The sequence below is a fragment of the Planctomycetota bacterium genome, from assembly GCA_018242585.1.
Taxonomy (GTDB): domain Bacteria; phylum Planctomycetota; class Planctomycetia; order Pirellulales; family PNKZ01; genus JAFEBQ01.
Genome location: JAFEBQ010000030.1, coordinates 1 through 21,892, shown reverse-complemented (window position 1 = coordinate 21,892; position 21,892 = coordinate 1). Strand labels below are relative to the sequence as shown.

Sequence of the window (21,892 nt, the reverse complement as noted above, 5' to 3'; positions counted from 1 at the left end):
TATGCCTACTATTCACTCGTTGTTTCGTCTGGTTGCGGTCGCTCTCCTGGTGTCGTCCGTGGCCGGCATTTCGTTGGGTGCTGAACCGGCCGCACTGCCGGCCAACACCGTGCGTGTCGCCACGATCAAGCCGGCCCGCAAAGCCCTGCGCCGTGTCATCGAGCAGCCGGCCACGATCGAACCGTATGAAATCACGCCCCTCTACTTCCGCGTGCCGGGCTATGTGAAAGGAGTTCGCGTCGACATCGGCGACGCGATTCACGGGCCGCAGCCGACACCTCCCGAATCGCAAGGCAAACCCGCCGGCAAGGCCAAGGCCGGCGAGCCATTGGCCGAATTGTCAGTCCCTGAACTCGAAGCCGAGCTGCGCCAGAAAGAGTCGTTGGTCACGCAGGCCAAATCGGAAGTCGTGCAAGCCAAGGCGGCCGTGCGAGTGGCTCAGGAAGGGATCACCGTCGCCAAGGCCGACATGGCCGCCGCCGAAGCGGCCGTCGCGGGAGCCGAGGCAATGGCGACGCGCTATGAATCCGAGCTGAAGCGGTTTGTGGCCCTCAAAGAGCGGGACGCCGTGCCGAGCAAACTGGTCGACGAGACCACCGCCTCGCGCGACGCAGCCGCTTCAAACGTCCGCGCGGCCCAGGCCAAGATCACCGCCGTCAAAGCGGCAATCCAGCAAAGCCAGGCATTGCTGGAAAAGGCCGCGGCCGACGTCGCCGCCGCCGAAGCGCGGCAACGCGTGGCCGAAGCCAACGTCGAGCAGACACGCACGATGTGGGGCTACCGCGTGCTGGTCGCGCCGTACGACGGTGTGGTCACGCGTCGCAACATTCACACTGGCCACCTGGTGCAAGGCTCAACCGGCAGCGAACCGGCGCTGATCGTAGCGCGGACCGATCGAGTCCGCGTGCTGATCGATGTGCCCGAGGCTGACGCCGATCAGGTCGCAGCCAACAGCCCCGTCACACTCCGCTTCCCGGCGCTCGGCGGCTTGCAAGTCGAAGCCAAAGTCATCCGCACGTCGTGGGCGCTCGACCGTGCCACACGCACCTTGCGGGCCGAAGTCGATCTGCCGAATCCGCGCGGGCAGTTTCATGCTGGCATGTACGTCTATGCTAGCATCACGTCGGCCCAGCGCGCGGGCGCGCTCGTCCTGCCAACGGCTGCGATCTTTGCTGATAAGTCACAGAGTTATTGTGCCACCATCGAAGACGGCGTGATTCGCCGGCGGCCGGTGACCCTGGGCGTGCGGGCCGGGACCGAAGTCGAGATCACCGGCGGGCTCAAGGACGATGCCGTGGTCGTGGCTGCCAATGGCGCAAACCTTGCCGACGGCCAGCCCGCACAACCGATACCAGCGCCCTAAGCCGATCTTTACCCGTCATTCTGACGCGCTTTCTTGCTCGGCCGCTCCATTTCCGGCCCGCGTCGGCTGCCGCGCACTCCGATAGTAACGATGGTCGCGATTGATGCGCATGGCGCGAACAATGCGCGCAGGACTGGCGGAGACGGTTGTGCGGCAGCATCGTTGGCTAATTCGAGCCTGTTGGATGGCCGGCGCGTGCCTCGTCGTCGGCTGCGCCGGCTCGTCGGCCAATCGTCCCCCTCGCGTTGCCGCAGTCTCGCCGCCGGTGATCGAACGCCCCGAGTTGGCGCTGCCACCGGCGGCCACCGCGAATGTCGCGCCCCTGGAACAGCGCGTGACCGTGGCGCTCGCCCAAGCGCCGGCCCCCTCGACGCCACAGCCCGCGTCCACCGTCGCCCAGACGTCGCTGATTGTCGCGGCGCCCCAGCCGCAATCTCCATCGGGCATCGCCCTGGTGGCGCCAACGCCCCCGCCTGAACCGGTCCCCGCGCCGCCGGCCGAGTCGTCGCCGCGTGAGTACCCGATCGACCTGGTCACGACGTTGCGACTGGCCGACGGCAGCAATCTGCAAGTGGCCGTGGCTCGCGAGCAGATTCGCCAGGCCTGGGCACAATACCAAGGGTCCCGAGTGTTGTGGCTGCCATCGTTGCGCGGCGGGTTGAACTATAACCGGCATGATGGGCCGATTCAGAACATCAACGGTACGATCTTGCCGGTGAGTCGGAGCTTGTTCTATTCGGGCTTGGGCGCCGGCGCGGCGGGGGCCGGCTCGCCGATTCTCCCTGGGCTGTACGCTAACTTCGATCTCGCCGACGCGATCTTTCAACCGTTGGCCACGCGACAAACGGCTCTGGCCCAACGCCATGCCGCGGCGGCCACGACCAACGATATGCTGCTGCGCGTTTCGCAGGGCTATCTCGAACTGTTGCGCGCGGCCGAAGATATCGCCATTGCCGACGAGGCCCAGCAAAACGCCCAATACCTGTTCGACCTAACCTCGACCTATGCCCAGTCGGGGCAAGGCCTGCGCGCCGACGCCGATCGGGCCGAAGCCGAGCTGTCGCTGCGCAAAAACGACCTGTTGAGGGCACAAGAAAACCTGCGCGTTACCTCGGCGCGGCTGGCCCAGTTGCTGCGACTCGACCCGACCGTGCAGCTTGCCCCACTGGACGACACGATCGTGCCGTTGAATCTGGTTCCAGCGGAGGCATCGCTGCACGAGTTGGTGGCGCAAGGGTTGACACTGCGACCCGAGATTGGCCAGAACCGGCACCTGGTCGCGGCGGCGGTCGCAAGGATGCGCCGCGAACAATACGCCCCCCTCGTCCCCAGCGTGCTCGTCGGTGCCAGCTACGGCACGTTTGGTGGTGGGCAAAATGCGTCGGTCTCTGGGTTCGGTGGCCGTTTCGATGCCGACGCAGTCGCTTGGTGGGAGCTGCGCAACTTGGGCTTCGGCGACGCGGCGGCCCGATCCCAGACGCGCTCGGTGGTCCGGCAGGCCAACGAGCAGCAACTGGCCACGATGGACTTGGTGGCCCGCGAGGTGGTCGAGGCCCATACCCAGGTGGCTGCGCGCCTTGCCCAGATTGAAACAGCCCGACTGGGGGTCGAAGCGGCCAAGGCCTCGCACGAGCGGAACGTGGCGCGCATCCGCGACGTGCAAGGGTTGCCGATCGAAGTGTTGCAATCAAACCAGGCGTTGACCGGCGCGCGCCGCGAATACCTGCGCGCGATGATCGACTACAATCTGGCCCAGTTCGCCCTCTATCGCGCTATCGGCTGGCCCGCCATGCCGGCCGCCATCGACCCGCCGGCCAAGGCTTCGTAATCCTAACACTTCACTGGGCGTCCTTGGTCGGCTCGCCAGTCTGTAGGTCGCGCCTTGGCCTGGCGATATTGTGCGAACCAAGCGACCGGAGCCGCTGCCGCAAATGGAAGCCACAACAATGTCAGGCCAAGGCCTGACCTACCGAACTGACACTCGACGAACCTTGCCAACACAAAGCCCCCGGTCATTGACCGGGGCTAATGGTGCTTGCTTCCGAGTTGTGCTCACTGGCACGCTGAACGTGGCTCGGTGTTTCGCCGCCACGTGTGGCGGAGCAGTTTCATCGGCGGGTCGGCTCCCCAGAACTGCCAGTCCCACGACTTTTCGATAAAAAAGCTTTCGATCATCGTCGACGTCACCCGCGGGTGACGGAACAACGCCCGGGCGATGCGCCACACGACCCGGGGATTGGTGTACAAGGCCCACATCATCGTCGCCATCCGGAAATCGTTGGCGATTCTGTACCCTTCGGTCCCGTCCACCTCGGCCTCGCACGTGAAGTACGGGCGGGCGCACGCCTCTAACTGCCCGTCGACCGGGTAGTAGCCCCCCATCCAGTGATGCAACAGGCTGAAATGCCGCTGGTCCGAGCCGCGCGGCCACGACTGCCACGGTGCCAGGAGCCATTCGGGACGCACCTCGCGCTTCACGTGAATGGCCGTCGTCACGTAACGAGCGTCGGGAAGTGCCGGGTCGAGCATGCGGTGCGCGATCTGGAACGATTCGCGATAGATCGAGTTCATTCGACCGGCGAGCACGTCCTCGGGCTGGACCCAATGTTCGAGCGAGCCGTTGGCGATCACGCCGTCGAACCGACCGTGCCATTCATCCAGCTCGAGCAAATCGCGGTAGCTGCAACAGTAAACCTGCTGGCCATTGCGGCGACAGTGTTCGACCTGCTCGCGCGAAACATTCACGCCGACGGCCTGCGCGCCGCGCGCCGCGGCCAAACGCAGCAGATGTCCATAGCCGCAGCCGATCTCGAGCAACCGGAAGCCCGGCCGGTTGCAACCGACCTGGTCGAGCAGATAGTTGAGCTGTCGCTCGATGCCGACTTCGAGCGTTGGGTCGCCGGGACGGTATTCACCGTCGGCCAGGTCGTGAATGCCGGCCGCCTGGGCGGCATGGACCAGCGTGTAGCAAAGCTGGACCAATTCGATTGGCTTGACGCGCGGGTGCGGTGGTGGCAAATCGGCCAGCGAGCGCGGAACGGTCGGGCGGAGTTCGGATCGTGAAGGAAGGGTCTCGAAAGCGGTCGACATGGAAACCTCCGTTGCCAAACGAGGGAGGGGCTTCCAGCCTGGGCGCATCGCGCCGCGAAATGCTCCGGCCGCTTCGATGCGGCTTGTTGACCAGTGTGCAACTTACCGCGCGCTGGATGAATGACAACTTAGCAAAGCTCGTGCCATCCGCGCTCGATTACTCGCCAAAAGATGGCAGCAGCCGCGATCAGGCCGAGATCGCCTGCTCGCAAGGTTGATCTCTCAAAGGATCGACTGCAAATGCTCTTGCTTCTTGCGGACGACCGGACTGCAAAAACTCTTGGGCCGCTTCGGCGTCGGTCAGGCGCTCTTGCCAGATCGCATCGAGCTCGCGGATCAGCCCCTCGTCGCTCAAGAATTGCGCGTCCCACAAGCGCACGAAGCGCAGCACCGAGTCGGGATCAGCTCCCAGGTCGCGAGCCGCGTAGTCGCAGCCGACAGCCAGATCTTCGACCTGGCCCAACGCCCGCAGCTCGCGGACTTCGGCTCCGTGCGACAGGCCATGAGCGACCGGACAAAGCAACGAGCCGCTGAGCCAAGATTGGCGCGTGGTGCGACCGTCGCGCAAGTCCTGCAACAGGAAGAGCAGATTCAGATTCTGGAAATGCCCAAAGACGGCGTTGAATGTTGATGAGGTCATCGCCTTGCTCCTGCGTACCAGCATATCACCCGCTGGTCCTGCAATCGACTCTGTCGCGGCAAGAGTCATTTTGGGGGCGAATCATTCGACGTGGCGGATAAGTGGCGGATCGATGACAGCCATGAACGCCAGGTTGCGGGGCGCCTATTTGCTAGTATCTCGAAGGCCAGCCTGCTACGATCAAGCGCTTAACTAACCGTTTCGTGCTTACGAATGCACCGGAAGATGCGCAACAGCGCGCCGGATGTTTCACGTCGAGCGGCAAGCTCGATTTTCTTTCATTCTCCGCAAGGATGCCGTGGATGTCGCTGGCCAACATTTGCCGGAACCAGTTTTCTTCCCGGGACATCAAGCGCGGCGCCGAGTATTTCGCCACCGGGGCCGTCAACAATCTCGAGGTCAACGACGACCGGCTGAACGCCGAGGTCGCGGGCTCGGACTATTCGCCCTACGACGTGACGCTCGATTGGTCCGAAGCCGATGAGTGCGTCTTGAAAGTCGCGTGCAGTTGCCCGCGCTTCGCGGACACCGGCTTGTGCAAGCATGTCTTTGCCACGATCCTGGCGGCCGACGAGCAAGAAGTCGGGCCGCGACGCACCTCGGGCAATTTCATCGTCGAGGAGTTGGGCGAATCGGACGGCCTCGACGACGGCTACTACGCCGACGACGATGAGTACTCGCCACCTCCGCGGCGCAACTCGCCCACGAAGCGCGTCACATCAGGGGCCGCACAAAAGGCTTCCTCGCGGAAATCTGGCCGGCGGAAAGCCGAGCCCGACTCTTGGAAGAAGCGGTTGGCGGCCGTGAAGAATGCGCTGGCCCGAGTCGATGCACTTGTCGATCTCTCTGGCCAGCGCACGGGCGCGCCGCGCCAAGCGTGGTTCTTGCTGAACCTGAACAACTGCCTGGCCGCGGGCGGACTGGTGGTGCAACTCTGTTGTCGCGAGCGGAAACGGAACGGCGAATTCGGCAAGCTCAAGGTGATGAGCTTGGCGCGGAAAGAACTCTCGTGTTTTGAGGACGCTGACGATCGCGATACGCTGGACCTGCTGTTGGGCCTGCTGCCTTGCCAGAATTACGGCTACGGTTCGGACTACGGCGGATACCGCTGGTTGGACCACCAGGTGTTTTCACAAATCGAGCTGTCGCCGACGCTGGGCCAGATTGTCCTGCCCCGGCTATGCGCCCGAGGCCGGATGTTGTGGACCGAGCGAAACGACTCTCGCGGCCCTTGGACCGACGACCAGGGCCGGCCGGTTGCTTGGGACGAGGGGCCGCCGTGGCAGTTCCGGCTGCACTTTGATCTCGATGATAAGAAAAAGAACTGGTGCGTCACCGGGCGATTGCATCGTGGCGACGAAGCGGCCGATGTTTCGCGCCCGCACCTGGTTCTGCCCGCCGGTTTCATGCTGCTCGACGATCGCTTGGCGCGCGTCGATTGGGGAGGCGGCGCCGCGTGGGCCAGTGGGCTCCGCCAGACCGGGCCGCTGGTCATACCGCGCGGCCAGGCAGACGACTTCCTCGAGCAGTTCTGGCAAGCCACCAGCATTCCCGAGGTCGACATGCCCGCGGAACTCCGCTGGGAACATGCCACCGTGGCGCCGCGCCCCAAGATCGTGCTCAAGAAAGGGCCGGATGCCTGGCGGCGCACCGACCTCGAAGCGAAGGTCACGTTTGAGTACGAAGACCATGCCGTGCGATTGAGTGATCCCGCTCCAAGCTTCATCGACCGCGCGGCGCGGCGGGTGACCCGTCGCGATTTCGCTCGCGAACAGGAACTGCTTGCGCATGCCCGCGACCTGGGGTTCAAAGACGCCGATTATTACAGCCGCAACCGCGCTGACTGGCAATTGAATGAAAGGAATCTGCCGCGCGTCGTGCCGGCATTGACCAGCGCCGGCTGGCAGGTCGAGGCCGATGGCAAGCTGGTCCGCCAGGCTGGCGAGTTCAAGCTGAGCGTCGCTTCAGGCATCGATTGGTTCGACTTGGACGCGCGGTGCGACTTTGAAGGGGTCAGCGTCGGCTTGCCGAAGCTGCTCGAGGCATTGCGCCGCGGTTCGCAATACGTCGCCCTGGACGACGGCTCGCAAGGCATGCTGCCCGAACAATGGCTGGCGAAATTCGCGCCCCTCGCTGAATTGGGCGAGGTCGAAGGAAGCGTGATGCGGTTTCGCCGCTCGCAAGCGTTGTTCCTCGACGCGCTGTTGGCCGCCCAGCCCGAGGCCAAGGTCGACGCCCCCTTCAACCGACTGCGCGTCAAGCTGCGCGACTTCACCGGCGTCAGCCCTCGACAACAACCCGGGGGGTTCGCGGGGCAGTTGCGTGAATACCAGCAATTGGGATTGGGCTGGCTGCGATTTTTGCAGGAGTTCGGGTTTGGCGGCTGTCTGGCCGACGACATGGGGTTGGGCAAGACCGTTCAGGTGCTGGCGCTGTTGGAAGAGCGGCGCACGCGCCGCGCCAAACCGGGACAGCCGCGCCAACCCTCGCTGGTCGTGGCGCCGAAGAGCCTGGTACACAACTGGGTCGAAGAGGCCGCTCGGTTTACCCCGAAGCTCCGCGTATTGAACTACACCGGCTTGGAGCGCAACGGAAAGCTCGGCGAACTGTCGGGGGTTGACTTGATTGTCACGACTTATGCCACCCTGCGAATCGATATTCTCAAGCTCAAGGACATTGGCTTCGATTACGCGATTCTCGACGAGGCCCAGGCGGCCAAAAACTCCGACTCGCAAACAGCCAAGGCCTGCCGGTTGTTGAAAGCGGACTTTCGATTGACCATGACGGGCACCCCCATCGAAAACCACCTGGGGGAACTCTGGTCGATGTTCGAGTTCCTGAACCCTGGCATGCTGGGTCGCACGACCAGGTTCCAGGCGTTGTCCACCAACGGCAAGAAGGTCGCGACGGACGCCTTGCCACAACTGGCCCAGGCGCTGCGCCCGTTTCTATTGCGCCGGACCAAGGAGCAAGTGCTGTCCGAGTTGCCACCCAAGACCGAACAGACCTTGTTCTGTGAACTCGACGCGACGCAACGCAAGCTCTACGACGAGCTGCGCGATCATTATCGGCAATCACTGGATGAGCGAATTGCCCGGCAAGGGCTGAAGAAATCGAAGATCCAGGTGCTGGAAGCGCTGCTCCGTTTGCGGCAGGCGGCTTGTCACCCCGGCCTGCTCGACAAGAAACAGACTGGCGAATCGAGTGCCAAGCTCGACACCTTATTCGCGCAACTCAGCGAGGTACTCGACGCCGGGCACAAGGCGCTAGTGTTCTCGCAATTCACCAGCCTGCTGGCGATCGTGCGCAAGCGCCTGGACGCCGAACGGATCAGTTACACCTATCTCGACGGCAAGACCAACGCCCGCCAGAAAGTTGTCGAACGATTCCAGAACGACGACACGTGTCGCCTGTTTCTGATCAGCCTCAAGGCGGGCGGAACGGGCCTGAATCTGACCGCGGCGGACTATGTGTTCATTCTCGACCCGTGGTGGAATCCGGCCGTCGAGGCCCAAGCCATCGATCGCGCCCACCGGATCGGCCAGACCAAGCCGACCTTTGCTTACCGCTTGATCGCCAGCAATACCGTCGAGGAGAAGATTCTCGAACTGCAAGCTCAAAAGCGGGAACTAGCCGACGCCATCATCTCGGCCGACGGCAGTCCGATCAGCCAACTGACCGCGGATGACCTGAAGTTGCTGCTCAGCTAATCGACGTAGCGTTACTCAGATTCTCTGGCCCAAAGTACGTGAACTTCCGTTCGGCGTCGAACTCCAAGACGACTTCATCGGCCTGGTAAGCAACGAATTCAGCGCCTCGCCGTAGCTCGGCAAAGGCGCGCGACTCGACGGGCGACGCTCCCGCCCCGGTTTCGTCTGTCATCGCGTGTCTCGCCTGAGGCCGAAATGCACTTCGTCGACGACGTTACTTGGCCGCCGGCGCCAAGGGCGGCTGGACCGTCACTTCGCTCTCGGGCAAGGGCTCGATCTGGGCATCGACCCCTTTCAGGTGCTTATCAAAAAACGAGTTGACCAGCTTGCCGACCGCGGGCAACAAGAAAGCCGGCCCGCCGTGGCCGGCACCCGGCAGCTTTTGCAGCGTGACCTCGACGCCCGCCTTGGCTAATAGCTCGCTCAACTCGACGCTTTGAGCATACGGGACCAGCGAGTCACGGTCGCCGTGCAGAATCAGAAACGGCGGGTTGTCCTTACTGACATAATGCACCGGGCTGACGGCGTCGCACTTTTCCTTGTCTTCGCCCAGCTTGGCATCGATGAGCCGCGAATAGGGATCGCCGTTGTTCCACTTGAAGACGTACTTGACCGCCGTGTCGGCTTCGGCGTGAGCCACGACCTTCCAGAAATCGGCGGGGCCAAAAATGTCGCACACGGCCTGCACCCGATCGGACTGATCTTCGTTGCCGCCGATCATCGGAAACGCTCGCTTGCCACCACTGGTGCCGACGAGCGCGGCCAGGTGTCCTCCGGCCGAGGCGCCGCCGACGCCGATCCGCGCAGGGTCGATGTTGTACTTCTTGGCGTTGGCGCGCAGCCAGCGAATGGCGGCCTGGCAGTCTTGAATCTGAGCGGGGAACGTGGCCTTCTGACTGAAGCGATATTCGATGCTGGCGGCGACGTAGCCGCGCCGCAGTTGTTCCAGGTAGGGAAGTTGGGTCTTGCTGCCGCCGCTCCAGCCGCCGCCGTGAATCCAGACTAGCAGCGGCAATGGCTTCTCGGCCGGACTCTCGGGATAGTAAATGTCGAGCGTCTGGGCCGGATCGCCGTCGGGTACATAAAGCACGTCGTACTCGGCGACGAAGCCCTGGGGCGGCGTGGCCCGCTTGGGCGCCGGGTTCTGGGCGAATGTCTCGGCCGCAACCAAGGCGGCCACACTCAGCACCAGCATGAGTCGTGAAACAAGGCGACGTGTGCGCATGATGATCTCCTGATCGAGGCTCGGCTTGAAGCGGTGGCCCTGATCCTAGCCGACGGGGCCGCGCAAGCCAAATCCGAGCTTATCGAAAGGAAAACGTCATCAGCAACTTGGCGCTGAGATGATTCCGATCAACGGCCTTCGCCGCTCGCGCCCAACAGCTTCAAGACGGCATCGGCCGTTTTCTCGGCTGCCGCGAGGTCCTGGCCTTGCAGATTCTTTTCCAACTCACGCATCAGTGCGATGGCCTGCCGCTCTCGACTTCGGTCGCCATCGATCCAGCCGGGAAGCGACTGCTGAATCTTTTGAATCTTGGCTGGTAGGTCCATCGCGACGGTCGTGACCTTGGGCCGTGGCGTCTCGGGGCTTTCTCCCTTCATCAACGCCAACACCTGGTCGGCGGCCTGGTCGGCCGCTTGCCATTGCTTTTCCTTGATCAGCGATTGGACCTTCTGGATCAGCGGCATCGCCTGGGCCTGCTTTCCCGTTTTCTGGACCCACGGAGGAAGCTCGGCTTGAATGCGGCGCATCTTGGCTTGGAACGCCTCGCTCGAGAAACCGGTCGCTGCGGATTCGACCAGCGGTTCGCCGCGGAGAAACTTGGCATAGGCGGCCAGGCACTCGGGGTTCTCCGTGGCCTGGCGGAAAAAACTTTCGCGCAGCGCCTCGCCGCCGATGCCCCAAGAAAACACATTCGTCAGCACCGCGCCGTGGTTGAACATTCGTCCCAGGTAGGTTTCCATCGTCGGCTCGCCGGGCATGCTGGTGGGAGACACGTTCGTCCCTTCGGCCGAAATCCAGCCCGGGGAGCCGTGCTTCTCAAGCACCGAGTAGACCTCCTTAAACGTGCGTCCTTCCGGGTAAGTGGAGAATCCTGGGCGGTAGGCCGAGCTGAAGGCCACCTCGGGCACCGCGAAGGCGACCCGTTCGGCGTATGTCTCGGTCTCGGTTGGCTTCCGCAGCCCCTGATCGGTGAAAGCGATGTGACAGAAGATTTTTTCGCGCGGCGTTCCGGCGGCGTGCAGCCCGTCGGCCCACAGCTTCATCCATTCTTTCACCACGCTCACCCGTTCAGCGTCAATATCCTTTGGCGGATTCGCTTCGCTGAAGCCGCGATGGGCCAGCGCTCGAAAGCCCAGCGCGCGACTCGTGTCGTAATCACGGCTAATCTGCGTTTCGGACCCGGCGATCACGCCCGCGAACAGGTATTCTTTTTCCTGCGCCTTGAGCGTTTCCAACTCGCGCTTGATCTCGGCGCCAAGCAACCCCGCCCGGGCTTTCGCCGCGGAAACAACGGCCGGCGCGTTGTAGCACATTTGCGGAGGAAACTTCGTCGGGCTCGGTCCCCAGTCCAGCCGCCGACCGGTGCTGGGCTGGAGCTTCCAATCGGCGGCTTCGATATTGTCGGGATTAGCCAGCAAATCTTTACGCTCGCCCCAACTCATCGAATCGTCAAGGTGAATGGCCACGGCGACGTCGTTTTCCCGCGCGACGGCGAATGCGTCGCGTATCCACTGGCGCGCATCGTCGTCCGCGACATCGAACGAAAAGGGTCCGACGGCAAAGCCGAGCTTGTGCCGCGCGTCACCGGTGATGCCGATCGCCTGGGACACGTCGCGAACGAAGCCCTCCATTTCCGCCTTGCCCAACGTGAAGCGCGCCGACGTGGACGGAAGGCCCGGATATCCCGGCATGCGGGGCCAAACCTGAAAGACCAGATATTTGGTTTCGGCGACGCGGGCCGACGGCGACTCGGCGGCCCAGCCGTGCCGCCAACAATTCCCGGTCAACATGAAAAGCAAGACGGGAACGACGAATCGGCGCATGGCAGTTCCTTTCGGGCGCGACGAAGACGGTTGGAGCTGGAATACAGACTGAGTCGGTAGGTTCTACCCAGCCGGTGCCGCCCAAGTTTCACCGCAGGCGGAGCGATGTCTCGGCATAACATCGCACAGCAATCCCCCCTGGCGATTAGTCTTTCATCCCATCGTTGGGCATCGATCTTTCTGGCTCGTCGTCAGCGACCCGATCGGGCGCCGCGGGGCCACCTGCTCCCTGGCCCAGCGACGGGTTGGCGCCGCGCAACTTTTCCGCGATCACGGCTCGCAGAACCGCCGTAGCTTCGCGCAAATCGCTCGGCTCGGACGATGCGTTCAAATGCGGGTCAGTCAGATTCATGGTTTTGAACCTTTTCAGATCCAAGTGCCCGGACTCGGTGGCGCTGGCCCGGCGGGGACTGGTCATTACCAAGGAATGCCGTTCCTGGCCGGAACGAACACAATCGCGCTTCGTTTTCCGAAGAAAGGCGCCCGAGCCGATGAAATGGGGGCTGCTGCTCGCGTCGCTTCAGCCCGAAGCTCCCAACTTCCGCGGCTGGGGCGAGTTGCCGCCGATTTGCGTGGTGACTAACATGAGGCGACCCGATTCTGTTCGCCTTTTTCGGCGGCAATCATGAGCGAGCAGCACTCCTTCGCCGAACTCCTGGCAAAAGTGCGCGCCGGGGATCAGGCCGCGGCAGGTGAGTTGGTGCGGCGTTACGAGCCGGCGATCCGCCGCTTCATTCGCGCCCGGCTGACCGATCAGCAGCTGAGGCGGACCCTCGACACGATGGACATTTGTCAGTCGGTCATGGGGGGATTCTTTGCCCGGTTGGCCGTGGGACAGTTCGACCTCGAATCTCCCGATCAGCTCATCAAGCTGCTGGCGACCATTGCCTCGAACAAGCTGAACGAGAAAGTCCGCCGCGAGCAGGCGATCAAGCGCGGAGGGCCAAACGGGCACCTGGCGTCAATTGACGAGCAGACGCTGCCAGGAAATTTGGCGACTCCCAGCCGTATCGTCGCGGGGCGTGAACTGCTCGATCGATTCCGCGCCATGCTCACCGACGAAGAGCGCTACTTGTTCGACACTCGCTCGGCGGGCCGTTCGTGGGGCGAGTTGGCGGTCGAGCTAGGAACCACGGCCGACGCCCTGCGGATGCGCTGGAGCCGAGTGGTCGATCGCGCGGCGGTCGAGTTGAATTGGGACGCCGACCAGGAATGAGTTGGCCACCGCCAGCGGCATCCGCGCCGCCGCCGAGGGGCGCGCTTACGCGATGATCTCCTTGAGCACCCCGGTGCTATCTCCGTGGCGCTCGACTTCCACACCCACGCCTTGCAACAGCGCGAGCCAGGCGTTGCACAGCGGCGTGTCTTTCGGAACAACAATGTTTTGGCCGAGTTTCACCCCTGCGCCGCCGCCGGTCAGAATCGTCGGGCAGTTCGTCAACTCGTGCCCGGTGCGAATGTTGCTGCCGTAGGCGACCGCGACGTTGTCGAACAGCCGGCTGCCATCGGCTTCCTTGGTCGCTTTCAATTTATCGATGAAGCCCGCCAACAGTTCGCTCTGCGCCACGTCGCGACGCTGCGAAGCGTCGAGCTTTTCGCCGAGCGTCGTATGGTAGTGGCTCATATCGTGCGGATGGACCTTGATGTCCATCGCCGTCAACAGCGTGTTCACCGGCTGACGGTAGGTCATGACGCGCGCGCTGTCGGTCTGCATGGCCGCCACCATGATGTCGTACATGAGCTTGATTTCCTCGCGGCCATCCACGCCGGGCTTGGGCTCGGCCAGCGGCGCTTGTGGCTGGGGCACGCCCAGCCATTGCTCCTCTTTGGCCAATCGCGTCTCGATGTCGCGAATTCCCTGGAAGTATTCCTCGAGCTTGGCGTCATCGTAACGCGACAGACCTCGCCGCAACGAGTTGGCATTGTCGATTACGGTATCGAGCACGCTTCGCTTCTGCGCGAGCATGGCCCGCTGTTGCTCGATCGGCGTCGTGTCCTGGGCGAACAACCGATGAAACGCGGCGACGGGGCCGTTCTGACCACCGATCGGCTTGCCGCTGACGTCCCAAGCCATCGACAAACCGGGGCCATGTCCACTCAGGTCGCCAGACTGGCTGCCATTGAATTGCAGCGACGAGAAACGCGTTTGCAATCCAAGCTGGGCGGCGGCAACCTGGTCGGCGCTGATGCTGTTATGAAAGCTTTGGCCCGGCTGGGCATACCGATTGGCGCCCGTCAGCCACATGGTGCTGCCCCAATGCCCCTCGTTGGAATATTTGTTCAACAGACCTTGCACCACGCTGAAATCAGCCTTGTGACGCGCCAGAGGTTTCAGTCCTGGCGGCAATTCGTAGTTCGGTCCCGGTTGCCTAATGTCTGGATACCAGGTGCTTTCGGTGATGCCCCAACCGAAGCCCAAGAAGATCAACCGCTTGGGTGGCTGGGATGGTTCAGCGGCGGCCGCGAATCGACGAAAGCCCAATGATTCAAGCACGGGCAAGGCGATGATGGCCGTAGCCGAGTGCAAGAAGTGGCGGCGGTTTTTCATTGATTTCAATCGCTGATTAAATGGTCAGGCTTGTCGGGATGCAGTCAGTATATTGCAACCGCTCATTTGGTGTGGAATTCCTTGCTGGAAACCAAGGCGTGGATGAACTCACGCATGCCGAAATCCTTCTGCTTGGCCGTGGCCACGAAATCATCCAGCAATGGCTCGTCACGGAAGCCGATCGGACGGCCGAGCGCGTATTCAATGAGCGCGGCACTGAATCCTCGCGCGAAGTCCTCGCGTTTCGACGCAATGATCTCGCGCAGCTCGAAATAGCTGCTAAACGTCGGGCCTTGATGGAGGGTTGCCGTCGGATCAATCGTCCAGGTTTTGCTGGCCCCTTTGACCGGCTTGCCGTTTTCGTCCATGACCTGATAACTATCTTCGGTACGCCACTGACCCACGGCGTCGAAGTTCTCCAGGCCAAAGCCGACGGGGTCGATCTTGCGATGGCAACTGGCGCACTGGGCGTCCTCTTGATGTGCGAAGAGCCGCTCACGAGTCGTCAACACTTTTCCCGCCAGGCGCGTGATTTGCGGCACGTTGGCCGGGGCCGGCGGCGGCGGGTCGTTGAGCAACTTGCGCAGCACCCAGGCGCCTCGCTCGACGGGGCTGGTGCGATCGCCGTTGCCACCCATCACGTTGATCGCCGCCATGCCCAACAAACCACCACGCGGCGAGTTGGTCGGCACGCTCACCTTTTGATATGCGTCTCCCTGCACGCCAGGAAGCCCATAGAAGTCGCCGAGTAGATGGTTGATGACCACGTAATCGGCCTTCAGCAGATCGCTCAGCGGCGCATTCTGCCGCAGGACGAAGGCAAATGTTTCATAGACTTCGTTCTTCGCCGCCAATCGCGTGCTGTCGTCGAAGCGAGGAAACTTCGGCCGGTTGACCTCAAAGAAGTCGAGTCGGTCCATGCCGAGCCACTGAAAGACAAAGCCGCGAACGAATTCGTTGGCACGAGGGTCGTCCAAAAGGCGCGTCGTTTGGCTAACCAATACATCGGACTTGAGCAGCTCACCATTACCGGCAACCTGCAACAACGCTTCGTCGGGCGGCGCGCTCCACAAAAAGTAAGAGAGCCGGGTCGCCAACTCGGGACCGCTCAGCGGGCGATGCTTGTCTCCTTCGACCGGCTCCGCCAGGTACAAGAACATGGGAGAGGCGAGCACGATCGAGAGCGTGTCTTTCAAGGCCGCCGCTGGTCGGCGCCCCGATTTGAGATGCGTCTCGTAAATCTTCGCGAGTCGCCGCAAATAGCTCTCGGACGGCTCGACACCGCGAAACGCAACTTTGGCAAACCGCGAGATTGCCGCTTCAACCTCGGCGGTGGGAGGAGCCTGCGATTTGCCATCGATCGTCAAGTCAATCGCGGCGAGTCCCGGCGGCTGCGACTTGGCCGCGTCGCTCAGCCGCTCGATTTCCAGGTAGTCGATCCACAGCACCGCCTCGGGCCCGATGCCGTTGCGCTTCACGGCCGCGCTGCGTTTGCGACCTCCTTCGTCATTGTTGTCCCACGCTCCCTTTTCGCGAATGAAGAGCGTACGGTCGCCGGCGTCGGTTTGCGAGCGCGTCAGCGAGAACCGCATTTCGACAATCTGCGGCTGCTCCATCGTGCCAGTAATCTCATAGGTGGCGCGGACCATCCCATTGCGCGGATGCATGCCGATCTCAAGAAAGCGCTGTTCAGGCCGCGCTTCGGGCGCGGCCGCCAGTCGCACTCGCAACACGTAATCGCCACTGCTCCATTCACCCGGCACCGGCAATTGCAAAAAGCCGAGCGCCATCACCGCCGGGTGCATGGTCGGCGTGCCCAGATACGCGCCGCGCTCGAGCCCGGGACGTGACAGGTAGTATTCGTGGTACTTCTGCCAATTCTCACCCAGCGCCGCGTTTGCCTTGTCGGCGTTGTTTTCAGCGGTGCGAAAGCCGAATGATTCGGGCGACGGCGCGCCTTGGAGCTTGGCCCATGAGCGGCGAAACACCGCGTCGTTCTTCGATTGCCCGCGCAACTCGGCGACTACATCTTTGTTCTCGGGCAGCGCGGCCGCGGCATTGATGGCTTGTACCCAACTTTGGGCCCGCTCGCGAGCGTCGATTTGCGCGGCGACGTAGTTCTTCACCTTTTCGTTCGCCGTTTCACATTCAAACCGCACCTGGCGCAGCCCCGCCGCCGAGACCGAGCCGACCTGCCGGTTGTCGCCGATATTGAACCGGGGCGGCTTCGGTGGCGTCGCCGGCGCGGCGCCCGTGTTGCGTTCGATTTCCAGCCAATCGACCCACAACGCTAGTTCCGGCCCGATGCCGTTCTTGGCCTTGCCAGCGTTGAAAATGATCCGGGTTTGGGTGAAGTGATCGTTGCTCCCTTTTTCGCGAATAAAAAACGTGCGACTCTCTCGCGTCATCTGCTCCTTGGTAAGCGTCACCGGAATCTCGATCACCTGCGGCGCCGACATCGTGCCGCTAACTTCGTGAGTGCTCAGCGGCCGACCGTTGCGCGGGTGCAAGCCAAACTCGATAAAACGTCGCTCGGGCGCTGAATGTTCCAGCGCCGCAATTCGCACGCGCACGGTATACGAGCCCACGGGCCAGTTTGGCGGCACCGTGACGCCAACATAATCGTTCCCCAGATCGTTACCGGCCATGATCGTCAAGTACGCGCCAGTATCGAGGTGCGGTTGCTTGAGATAGTTCTCGGTATAGGGCCGCAGATAACCGCTGGCCTGCTTGGTCTCGAAGGTGAGCGCGCCATTGGCCTTGTCGGCGTTATTCTCGACAGTCCGAAACCCAAATGCTTCAGGGGCCGGCGCCCCCTGAATCTTCGCCCACGAACGGCGAAACACCGCGTCGGTCTTCGCTTCCTTGCGCAGTTCGGCGACGATGGCGGCGTTTTCCGAGCGCGCGGCAGCTGCTTCGACGGCTTGGGCCCACTGCTTGGCTCGTTCGAGCGCGTCGAGTTGATCTTGATACTTCTTGATGATGGTTTTGAGCGATTCCTCGGCTTCGTAGCGCAGTTTGCGTTCTTCGCCGGCCGCGGCTTGCCAGGCAAACGCCTCTTCCAACGCCTCGCGCCCCAGTGATTGGTACTGTTCGATCTGGTTGGCGGACATGAACAGGTTCTGGCCCGCCGTATCGAACCCGCCAGTGCCGGTGTCGCTGGGCAGTTCGCTGACATTGATCTCGACGCCCAGCAGCTCGCGCAGCGTGTTCTTGTACTCGCGCCGGTTCAGGCGTCGCATCGTAATCACGCCGCGCTGATCGGCAAGGCGCTTCCGCGCCGCGACCATCAAGTTGGCCAGATCGTCGAGCAAATCGGCCTTCGCGGCGTTGGGGGGCTGCTGCTGGTCCTCGGGGGGCATGTCCCCCGAGTTCATGGCATTGAGAACTTTTTGCCACCGCTCGGCAGTCTCGAGATTGTCAATCGAGAATGACAGCTCATCGACGCGAAACCTGCCGTTCTGCTCATGGGGGCCGTGACAGTTCAAGCAAAACGTGTCGAGCAAGGCTTTGTGTTTAGCGGGCAGCGACGGCGCCGCCCCTTTGTCGGCCGCGCGAACCGTTGCGCCGCATAGCCAGACACAGAGCAAACCAGCAGCGAGGGTGAGCAGTCGGGAAGGCTTCATCATCTAGCCAGCGGGGAGCGGAGGGCGGGCTCGTCCATTCTAATTGGTTGCCCGCGAGAACGATATAGCGTGCCGCGCTCGGTGGCGCCGCCGACCGAGCGGAGAATTGCGCGGTTTATCGCGTTGCCAAAAACCAGTCGTCGGAACAGGCACATGCCGACATCGCTTCTTGGCGCCGCCACACGCGATGGGGGCGAAGGCGCGTCCGTTATTCGGCGAACAGTCGCTCGCGGGCTGACTCGCAGATGGCGATAACCGCCGGATGCTTTAGCTTGCGCTCGACCGAGATCGCATAGAAGCGATTGGTCATCACCCCCACGCGCCCCACGGCGCGAACCCCGTAGACCCGCGTGATGTCGCGCTCGACCACCGTGGGCGCGGCGAACACGCCCAACCCTTTCTGACCCAAGGACTGCAGCACCGCCAGATCCTCAATCTCGGCGACTACTTCGGGCGCGACCCCCTTCGCGCTGAACCAGGCGTCGAGCGACTTGCGCATGGCGCTATTCGGCGTCGGCAGCAGCATTGGCGCGTCGTGCAGCGATTTGGGAAAGCCCTTGCCATATCGCTGCCACAGCGGCTTGGTGGCGAAGAGCGTGGCGGGGCATTCACCGAGCAAGTGATTGAACGCCCGCACACGCGCCGTCGGCGGGATCGGCGCGTCGCTAAGCACCATGTCCAAGGCGTGGACCGAAAGCTCCGCCAGCAATTGATCAGGCCGACCCATGTGCAATTCGAGCCGCACCGCGGGGGACAGGCGTAACGCGGGGTCGAGCAAGCGATGCGCCGTCAGCTTGGGAAGCGTGGTGGCCATCCCCACCGCGAAACGCTGCGGTCGCTCGGCGCCCACGCCATGCACGGCCTGCGACAATTCCCGCCCCTTCTCGAAAATCTCCTCCGCGTAGCGAAACACGATTTCGCCGATCTCGGTCAAGGCGAGACTTCGGCCCCGACGCACGAACAGCTTGTGCCCCAGCGATCGTTCGAGCGCGTGCAATTGCGTGCTGACGGTCGGCTGGGAGAGGTGCAACTGGCTTGCCGCGCGAACGACGCTTCCCTCGCGCGCAATCGTCCAGAAGTACAACAGATGGTGGTAATTCAACCAGTCGTTGGCAGGCATGGACGCGCTCGCGTCATTGAGGGAACCACGACGAAGGTTTACGAGGCCAGCCAACCGCGTCATTTCATCGCCCGCTTTTCCATCCCAAGCGTACTACCGATCTTCACTCTGGCGCGTTGCATCGGCCGGCAACACGGCCTTTTATTACGCTTATTTAATCTATTGATGCCGATTGGGTGATAACTATGAACATATAGTCTTTTTCAATATATTTTCACACCTTTTTTTGTATTGGTTCAACGGCCGAATAAAAGTAATACTTGCGTTATTGGGCGGGTGTCCTATACCTCAGTTGTGAACTCGCCACGCGACACCATCCGGATCGCGACCTGAACGACTAAACCACGAGCGAAAGCCCCATGAAAGTCTCGTCCCTTCTCGCCGTTAACTTGGCGCTGGTTTCCCTCTGTCTGTCGGCGTGCAACTCGCATCACGAGGAACACCACGAGGAAGCCCACAAGATCACGGCCACCAACCCGCAGTCAAAGGCGATCACGCTGATCCAGCAGTACGTCTGCCAGATTCATTCGCAGCGGCACATCAAGGTCCGCGCCTTGGAGATGGGGTACCTCGAGGCGATCACCATCAAGGAAGGCCAGCAAGTGAATGCTGGTGATTTGCTGTTCCGCGTGATCCCCATCCTCTACCAGAAGAAGGCGGATGCCGAGGTGGCCGAGGCCAACCTGGCTCGCTTGGAATACAACTACACCAAGAGCCTGTTTGAAAAGAAGGTCGTGTCGGAGAACGAAGTGAACCTGATTGGGGCCAAACTGGCCAAGGCCGAGGCCAAGGCCGACCTGGCCAAGGCCGAGTTGAATTTCGCCACGGTCAAGGCGCCCTTCGAAGGCATCGTCGATCGTCTCCAGCATCAACAGGGAAGCCTGGTGCAAGAAGGCGAAATCCTCACGACCTTGTCCGACAATAGCCTGATGTGGGTGTACTTCAATGTCCCCGAAGCCCGCTATCTCGAATACATGGCTGAAATGAACCAGCACAAGCATGAATTGAAAGTTGAGCTCGTCCTGGCCAACGGCAAGAAGTTCGACCAGATCGGCAAGATCGGCGCCATCGAAGCCGACTTCAACAACGAGAACGGCAATATCCCGTTCCGCGCCGATTTTCCGAATCCGGATCGTTTGCTGCGTCACGGCCAGACGGGCACCATCTTGATCAGCCGCGTGCAAAACGACGCGATCCTCATTCCGCAACGAGCCACGTTCGAGGTGCTGCAAAAGCGGTACGTGTACGTCATCGACGAGGACAACATCGCGCACCAGCAAGAGATCGAAGTCCAGAACGAATTGGATGATCTCTTCGTGCTCAAACAGGGCGTCGGCACCGGCGACAAGATCGTGCTCGAAGGCATTCGCCAGGTGCGCGACGGCGACAAGGTGAAATACGAAGATCGTGAAATCGAGCAAGTGGTTTCCAACCTGAAATACCACGCGGAGTAACCGCCGCTTAACGGCAGCCAGCACCTGAAGCAAAACGGATTGTCCCCACCCCAATGTTCTCGCAATTCCTCCGCCGCCCAGCCCTGGCGATCGTCATTTCGATCATCATTCTGTTCCTGGGCGGGTTGTCGATCAAAACCCTGCCGATCTCGCAATTCCCCAACGTCGCGCCCCCCAGCGTGGTCGTGACCCTCGCCTTTCCGGGCGCCAGCGCCAACGTGTTGGTCGACTCGGTGCTGGTCATTCTCGAGCAGGCGATCAACGGCGTGCAGGACATGCGCTACATGGTCTCGGCCGGGACCAGCGCCGGCGAGGCGACGATCCTGATCATCTTCGAGCCCGGCAGCGACCCGAACATCGCGGTCTTGAATGTGCAAAACCGCATTCAAACCGTCAAACAGCGTTTGCCGCCGATCGTCGAACTGGAAGGCATCGTCGTGCTCCAGCAGATGACGAGCATGTTGATGTACGTCAACATCTACAGCACCGATCCGGGGCACAACCAGGATTTCTTGTACAACTATGCGTTCGTCAACGTGGTGCCCGAGGTCAAGCGGGTTCGCGGCATCGGCAGCGCCAATATCCTGGGCAGCCGCGCGATGGCCATGCGCGTCTGGCTCAATCTGGAGCGCATGCGCGCTTATCGAGTCTCGTCCGACGACGTCATGCAGGCGGTAAGAGAACAAAGTATGATCGGTTCGCCCGGCCGCCTGGGCCAGGCGACCGGTAGGACTTCGCAAACCGTGGAGTACGTGCTTACCTGGGTCGGCCGCTACAACAAGCCCGAGCAGTACGAAAACATCATCCTCAAGGCCAACCCCGACGGCCAGATTTTGCGGCTCAAGGATGTGGCCCAAATCGAAATCGGCCCTTCGTACTACAACGTCTATTCGGACATGGACGGCCACCCCTCGGCGGCCATCGTGCTGAAACAAATCCCCGGTACGAATGCCGCCACCGTCATCGAGAACGTCAAAGAGAAGCTCGAGGAGATCAAGAAGGAAGCGTTCCCGCCGGGCATGGACTTCGCGATCAGCTACGATGTCTCGACGTTCTTGGACGCTTCGATCGAGCAGGTGCTGCACACCCTGCTGGAAGCCTTCTTGCTGGTCTCCCTCGTGGTATACATGTTCCTCGGGGATGTCCGCTCCACGCTGATTCCGACGCTGGCGGTGCCCGTCTCGTTGATTGGCGCCTTCTTTTTCATGCAAGTGTTGGGGCTGTCGATCAATCTGATCACGCTCTTCGCCTTGGTGCTGGCGATCGGGGTCGTGGTGGACGACGCCATCGTGG

At 62.1% G+C, this 21,892-nt stretch carries 15 protein-coding genes; 6 read left to right on the top strand and 9 right to left on the bottom strand.

The features are described 5' to 3' along the window. Position 1: 1 nt before the first annotated feature. Both JSS27_15205 and JSS27_15200 read left to right on the top strand, forming a co-directional pair. Positions 2-1,363 carry an efflux RND transporter periplasmic adaptor subunit gene (locus JSS27_15205; protein ID MBS0210292.1) on the top strand — a complete coding sequence of 454 codons (1,362 nt, stop codon included), beginning with the start codon at positions 2-4 and terminating at the stop codon, positions 1,361-1,363. A gap of 184 nt (positions 1,364-1,547) precedes the next feature. Next, a complete protein-coding gene (locus JSS27_15200) occupies positions 1,548-3,191 on the top strand; it encodes a TolC family protein (GenBank protein MBS0210291.1) in 1,644 nt (547 codons plus the stop codon). A 224-nt stretch (positions 3,192-3,415) separates the two neighbouring features. On the opposite strand, the gene JSS27_15195 is transcribed toward JSS27_15200, so the two are convergent. After that, positions 3,416-4,453, bottom strand: coding sequence for a class I SAM-dependent methyltransferase (locus tag JSS27_15195; protein MBS0210290.1), 1,038 nt, complete (start codon positions 4,451-4,453; stop codon positions 3,416-3,418). 187 nt (positions 4,454-4,640) lie between these two features. After that, a complete protein-coding gene (locus JSS27_15190) occupies positions 4,641-5,093 on the bottom strand; it encodes a hypothetical protein (protein ID MBS0210289.1) in 453 nt (150 codons plus the stop codon). A 302-nt stretch (positions 5,094-5,395) separates the two neighbouring features. Between JSS27_15190 and JSS27_15185 the strand changes: the two genes are divergently transcribed. Further along, positions 5,396-8,803 (top strand): DEAD/DEAH box helicase, encoded by a 3,408-nt coding sequence (locus tag JSS27_15185; protein ID MBS0210288.1) that lies wholly within the window; start codon positions 5,396-5,398, stop codon positions 8,801-8,803. On the opposite strand, the gene JSS27_15180 is transcribed toward JSS27_15185, so the two are convergent. From JSS27_15180 to JSS27_15165, 4 genes are all read right to left on the bottom strand, one after another. Continuing rightward, positions 8,796-8,975 carry a hypothetical protein gene (locus JSS27_15180; protein ID MBS0210287.1) on the bottom strand — a complete coding sequence of 60 codons (180 nt, stop codon included), beginning with the start codon at positions 8,973-8,975 and terminating at the stop codon, positions 8,796-8,798. The genes JSS27_15185 and JSS27_15180 overlap by 8 nt on opposite strands. Before the next feature lie 42 nt (positions 8,976-9,017). Then, positions 9,018-10,028: an alpha/beta hydrolase gene (locus JSS27_15175; protein MBS0210286.1), complete on the bottom strand. Its 1,011-nt coding sequence runs from the start codon at positions 10,026-10,028 to the stop codon at positions 9,018-9,020. A 128-nt stretch (positions 10,029-10,156) separates the two neighbouring features. Beyond that, positions 10,157-11,851, bottom strand: a complete 1,695-nt coding sequence (locus JSS27_15170) for a hypothetical protein (GenBank protein ID MBS0210285.1) — start codon at positions 11,849-11,851, stop codon at positions 10,157-10,159. Between the two features lie 145 nt (positions 11,852-11,996). Then, a complete protein-coding gene (locus JSS27_15165) occupies positions 11,997-12,203 on the bottom strand; it encodes a hypothetical protein (GenBank protein MBS0210284.1) in 207 nt (68 codons plus the stop codon). 273 nt (positions 12,204-12,476) lie between these two features. On the opposite strand from JSS27_15165, the gene JSS27_15160 reads away from it, so the two are divergent. Further along, positions 12,477-13,067 (top strand): RNA polymerase subunit sigma-24, encoded by a 591-nt coding sequence (locus tag JSS27_15160; GenBank protein ID MBS0210283.1) that lies wholly within the window; start codon positions 12,477-12,479, stop codon positions 13,065-13,067. Between the two features lie 45 nt (positions 13,068-13,112). On the opposite strand, the gene JSS27_15155 is transcribed toward JSS27_15160, so the two are convergent. From JSS27_15155 to JSS27_15145, 3 genes are all read right to left on the bottom strand, one after another. Then, entirely contained in the window at positions 13,113-14,408 is a 1,296-nt protein-coding gene (locus JSS27_15155) for a DUF1552 domain-containing protein (GenBank protein MBS0210282.1), read from the bottom strand. A gap of 53 nt (positions 14,409-14,461) precedes the next feature. After that, entirely contained in the window at positions 14,462-16,738 is a 2,277-nt protein-coding gene (locus JSS27_15150) for a DUF1592 domain-containing protein (GenBank protein MBS0210281.1), read from the bottom strand. Between the two features lie 1,495 nt (positions 16,739-18,233). Then, positions 18,234-19,145, bottom strand: a complete 912-nt coding sequence (locus JSS27_15145) for a LysR family transcriptional regulator (GenBank protein ID MBS0210280.1) — start codon at positions 19,143-19,145, stop codon at positions 18,234-18,236. A gap of 359 nt (positions 19,146-19,504) precedes the next feature. Between JSS27_15145 and JSS27_15140 the strand changes: the two genes are divergently transcribed. Together JSS27_15140 and JSS27_15135 are read left to right on the top strand one after the other, a co-directional pair. Then, positions 19,505-20,599 (top strand): efflux RND transporter periplasmic adaptor subunit, encoded by a 1,095-nt coding sequence (locus tag JSS27_15140; GenBank protein MBS0210279.1) that lies wholly within the window; start codon positions 19,505-19,507, stop codon positions 20,597-20,599. A 53-nt stretch (positions 20,600-20,652) separates the two neighbouring features. Continuing rightward, on the top strand, positions 20,653-21,892 hold a 1,240-nt coding region (locus JSS27_15135; protein MBS0210278.1), incomplete at its 3' end, for an efflux RND transporter permease subunit.

Excerpts from the sequence above, each read along its gene's own strand:
- JSS27_15195 (MBS0210290.1), bottom strand. The coding sequence starts at position 4,453 with ATGTCGACCGCTTTCGAGACCCTTCCTTCACGATCCGAACTCCGCCCG.
- JSS27_15190 (MBS0210289.1), bottom strand. The coding sequence starts at position 5,093 with ATGACCTCATCAACATTCAACGCCGTCTTTGGGCATTTCCAGAATCTG.
- JSS27_15205 (MBS0210292.1), top strand. The coding sequence starts at position 2 with ATGCCTACTATTCACTCGTTGTTTCGTCTGGTTGCGGTCGCTCTCCTG.
- JSS27_15145 (MBS0210280.1), bottom strand. The coding sequence starts at position 19,145 with ATGCCTGCCAACGACTGGTTGAATTACCACCATCTGTTGTACTTCTGG.
- JSS27_15140 (MBS0210279.1), top strand. The coding sequence starts at position 19,505 with ATGAAAGTCTCGTCCCTTCTCGCCGTTAACTTGGCGCTGGTTTCCCTC.
- JSS27_15160 (MBS0210283.1), top strand. The coding sequence starts at position 12,477 with ATGAGCGAGCAGCACTCCTTCGCCGAACTCCTGGCAAAAGTGCGCGCC.
- JSS27_15170 (MBS0210285.1), bottom strand. The coding sequence starts at position 11,851 with ATGCGCCGATTCGTCGTTCCCGTCTTGCTTTTCATGTTGACCGGGAAT.
- JSS27_15200 (MBS0210291.1), top strand. The coding sequence starts at position 1,548 with ATGGCCGGCGCGTGCCTCGTCGTCGGCTGCGCCGGCTCGTCGGCCAAT.
- JSS27_15180 (MBS0210287.1), bottom strand. The coding sequence starts at position 8,975 with ATGACAGACGAAACCGGGGCGGGAGCGTCGCCCGTCGAGTCGCGCGCC.
- JSS27_15185 (MBS0210288.1), top strand. The coding sequence starts at position 5,396 with ATGTCGCTGGCCAACATTTGCCGGAACCAGTTTTCTTCCCGGGACATC.
- JSS27_15165 (MBS0210284.1), bottom strand. The coding sequence starts at position 12,203 with ATGAATCTGACTGACCCGCATTTGAACGCATCGTCCGAGCCGAGCGAT.
- JSS27_15175 (MBS0210286.1), bottom strand. The coding sequence starts at position 10,028 with ATGCGCACACGTCGCCTTGTTTCACGACTCATGCTGGTGCTGAGTGTG.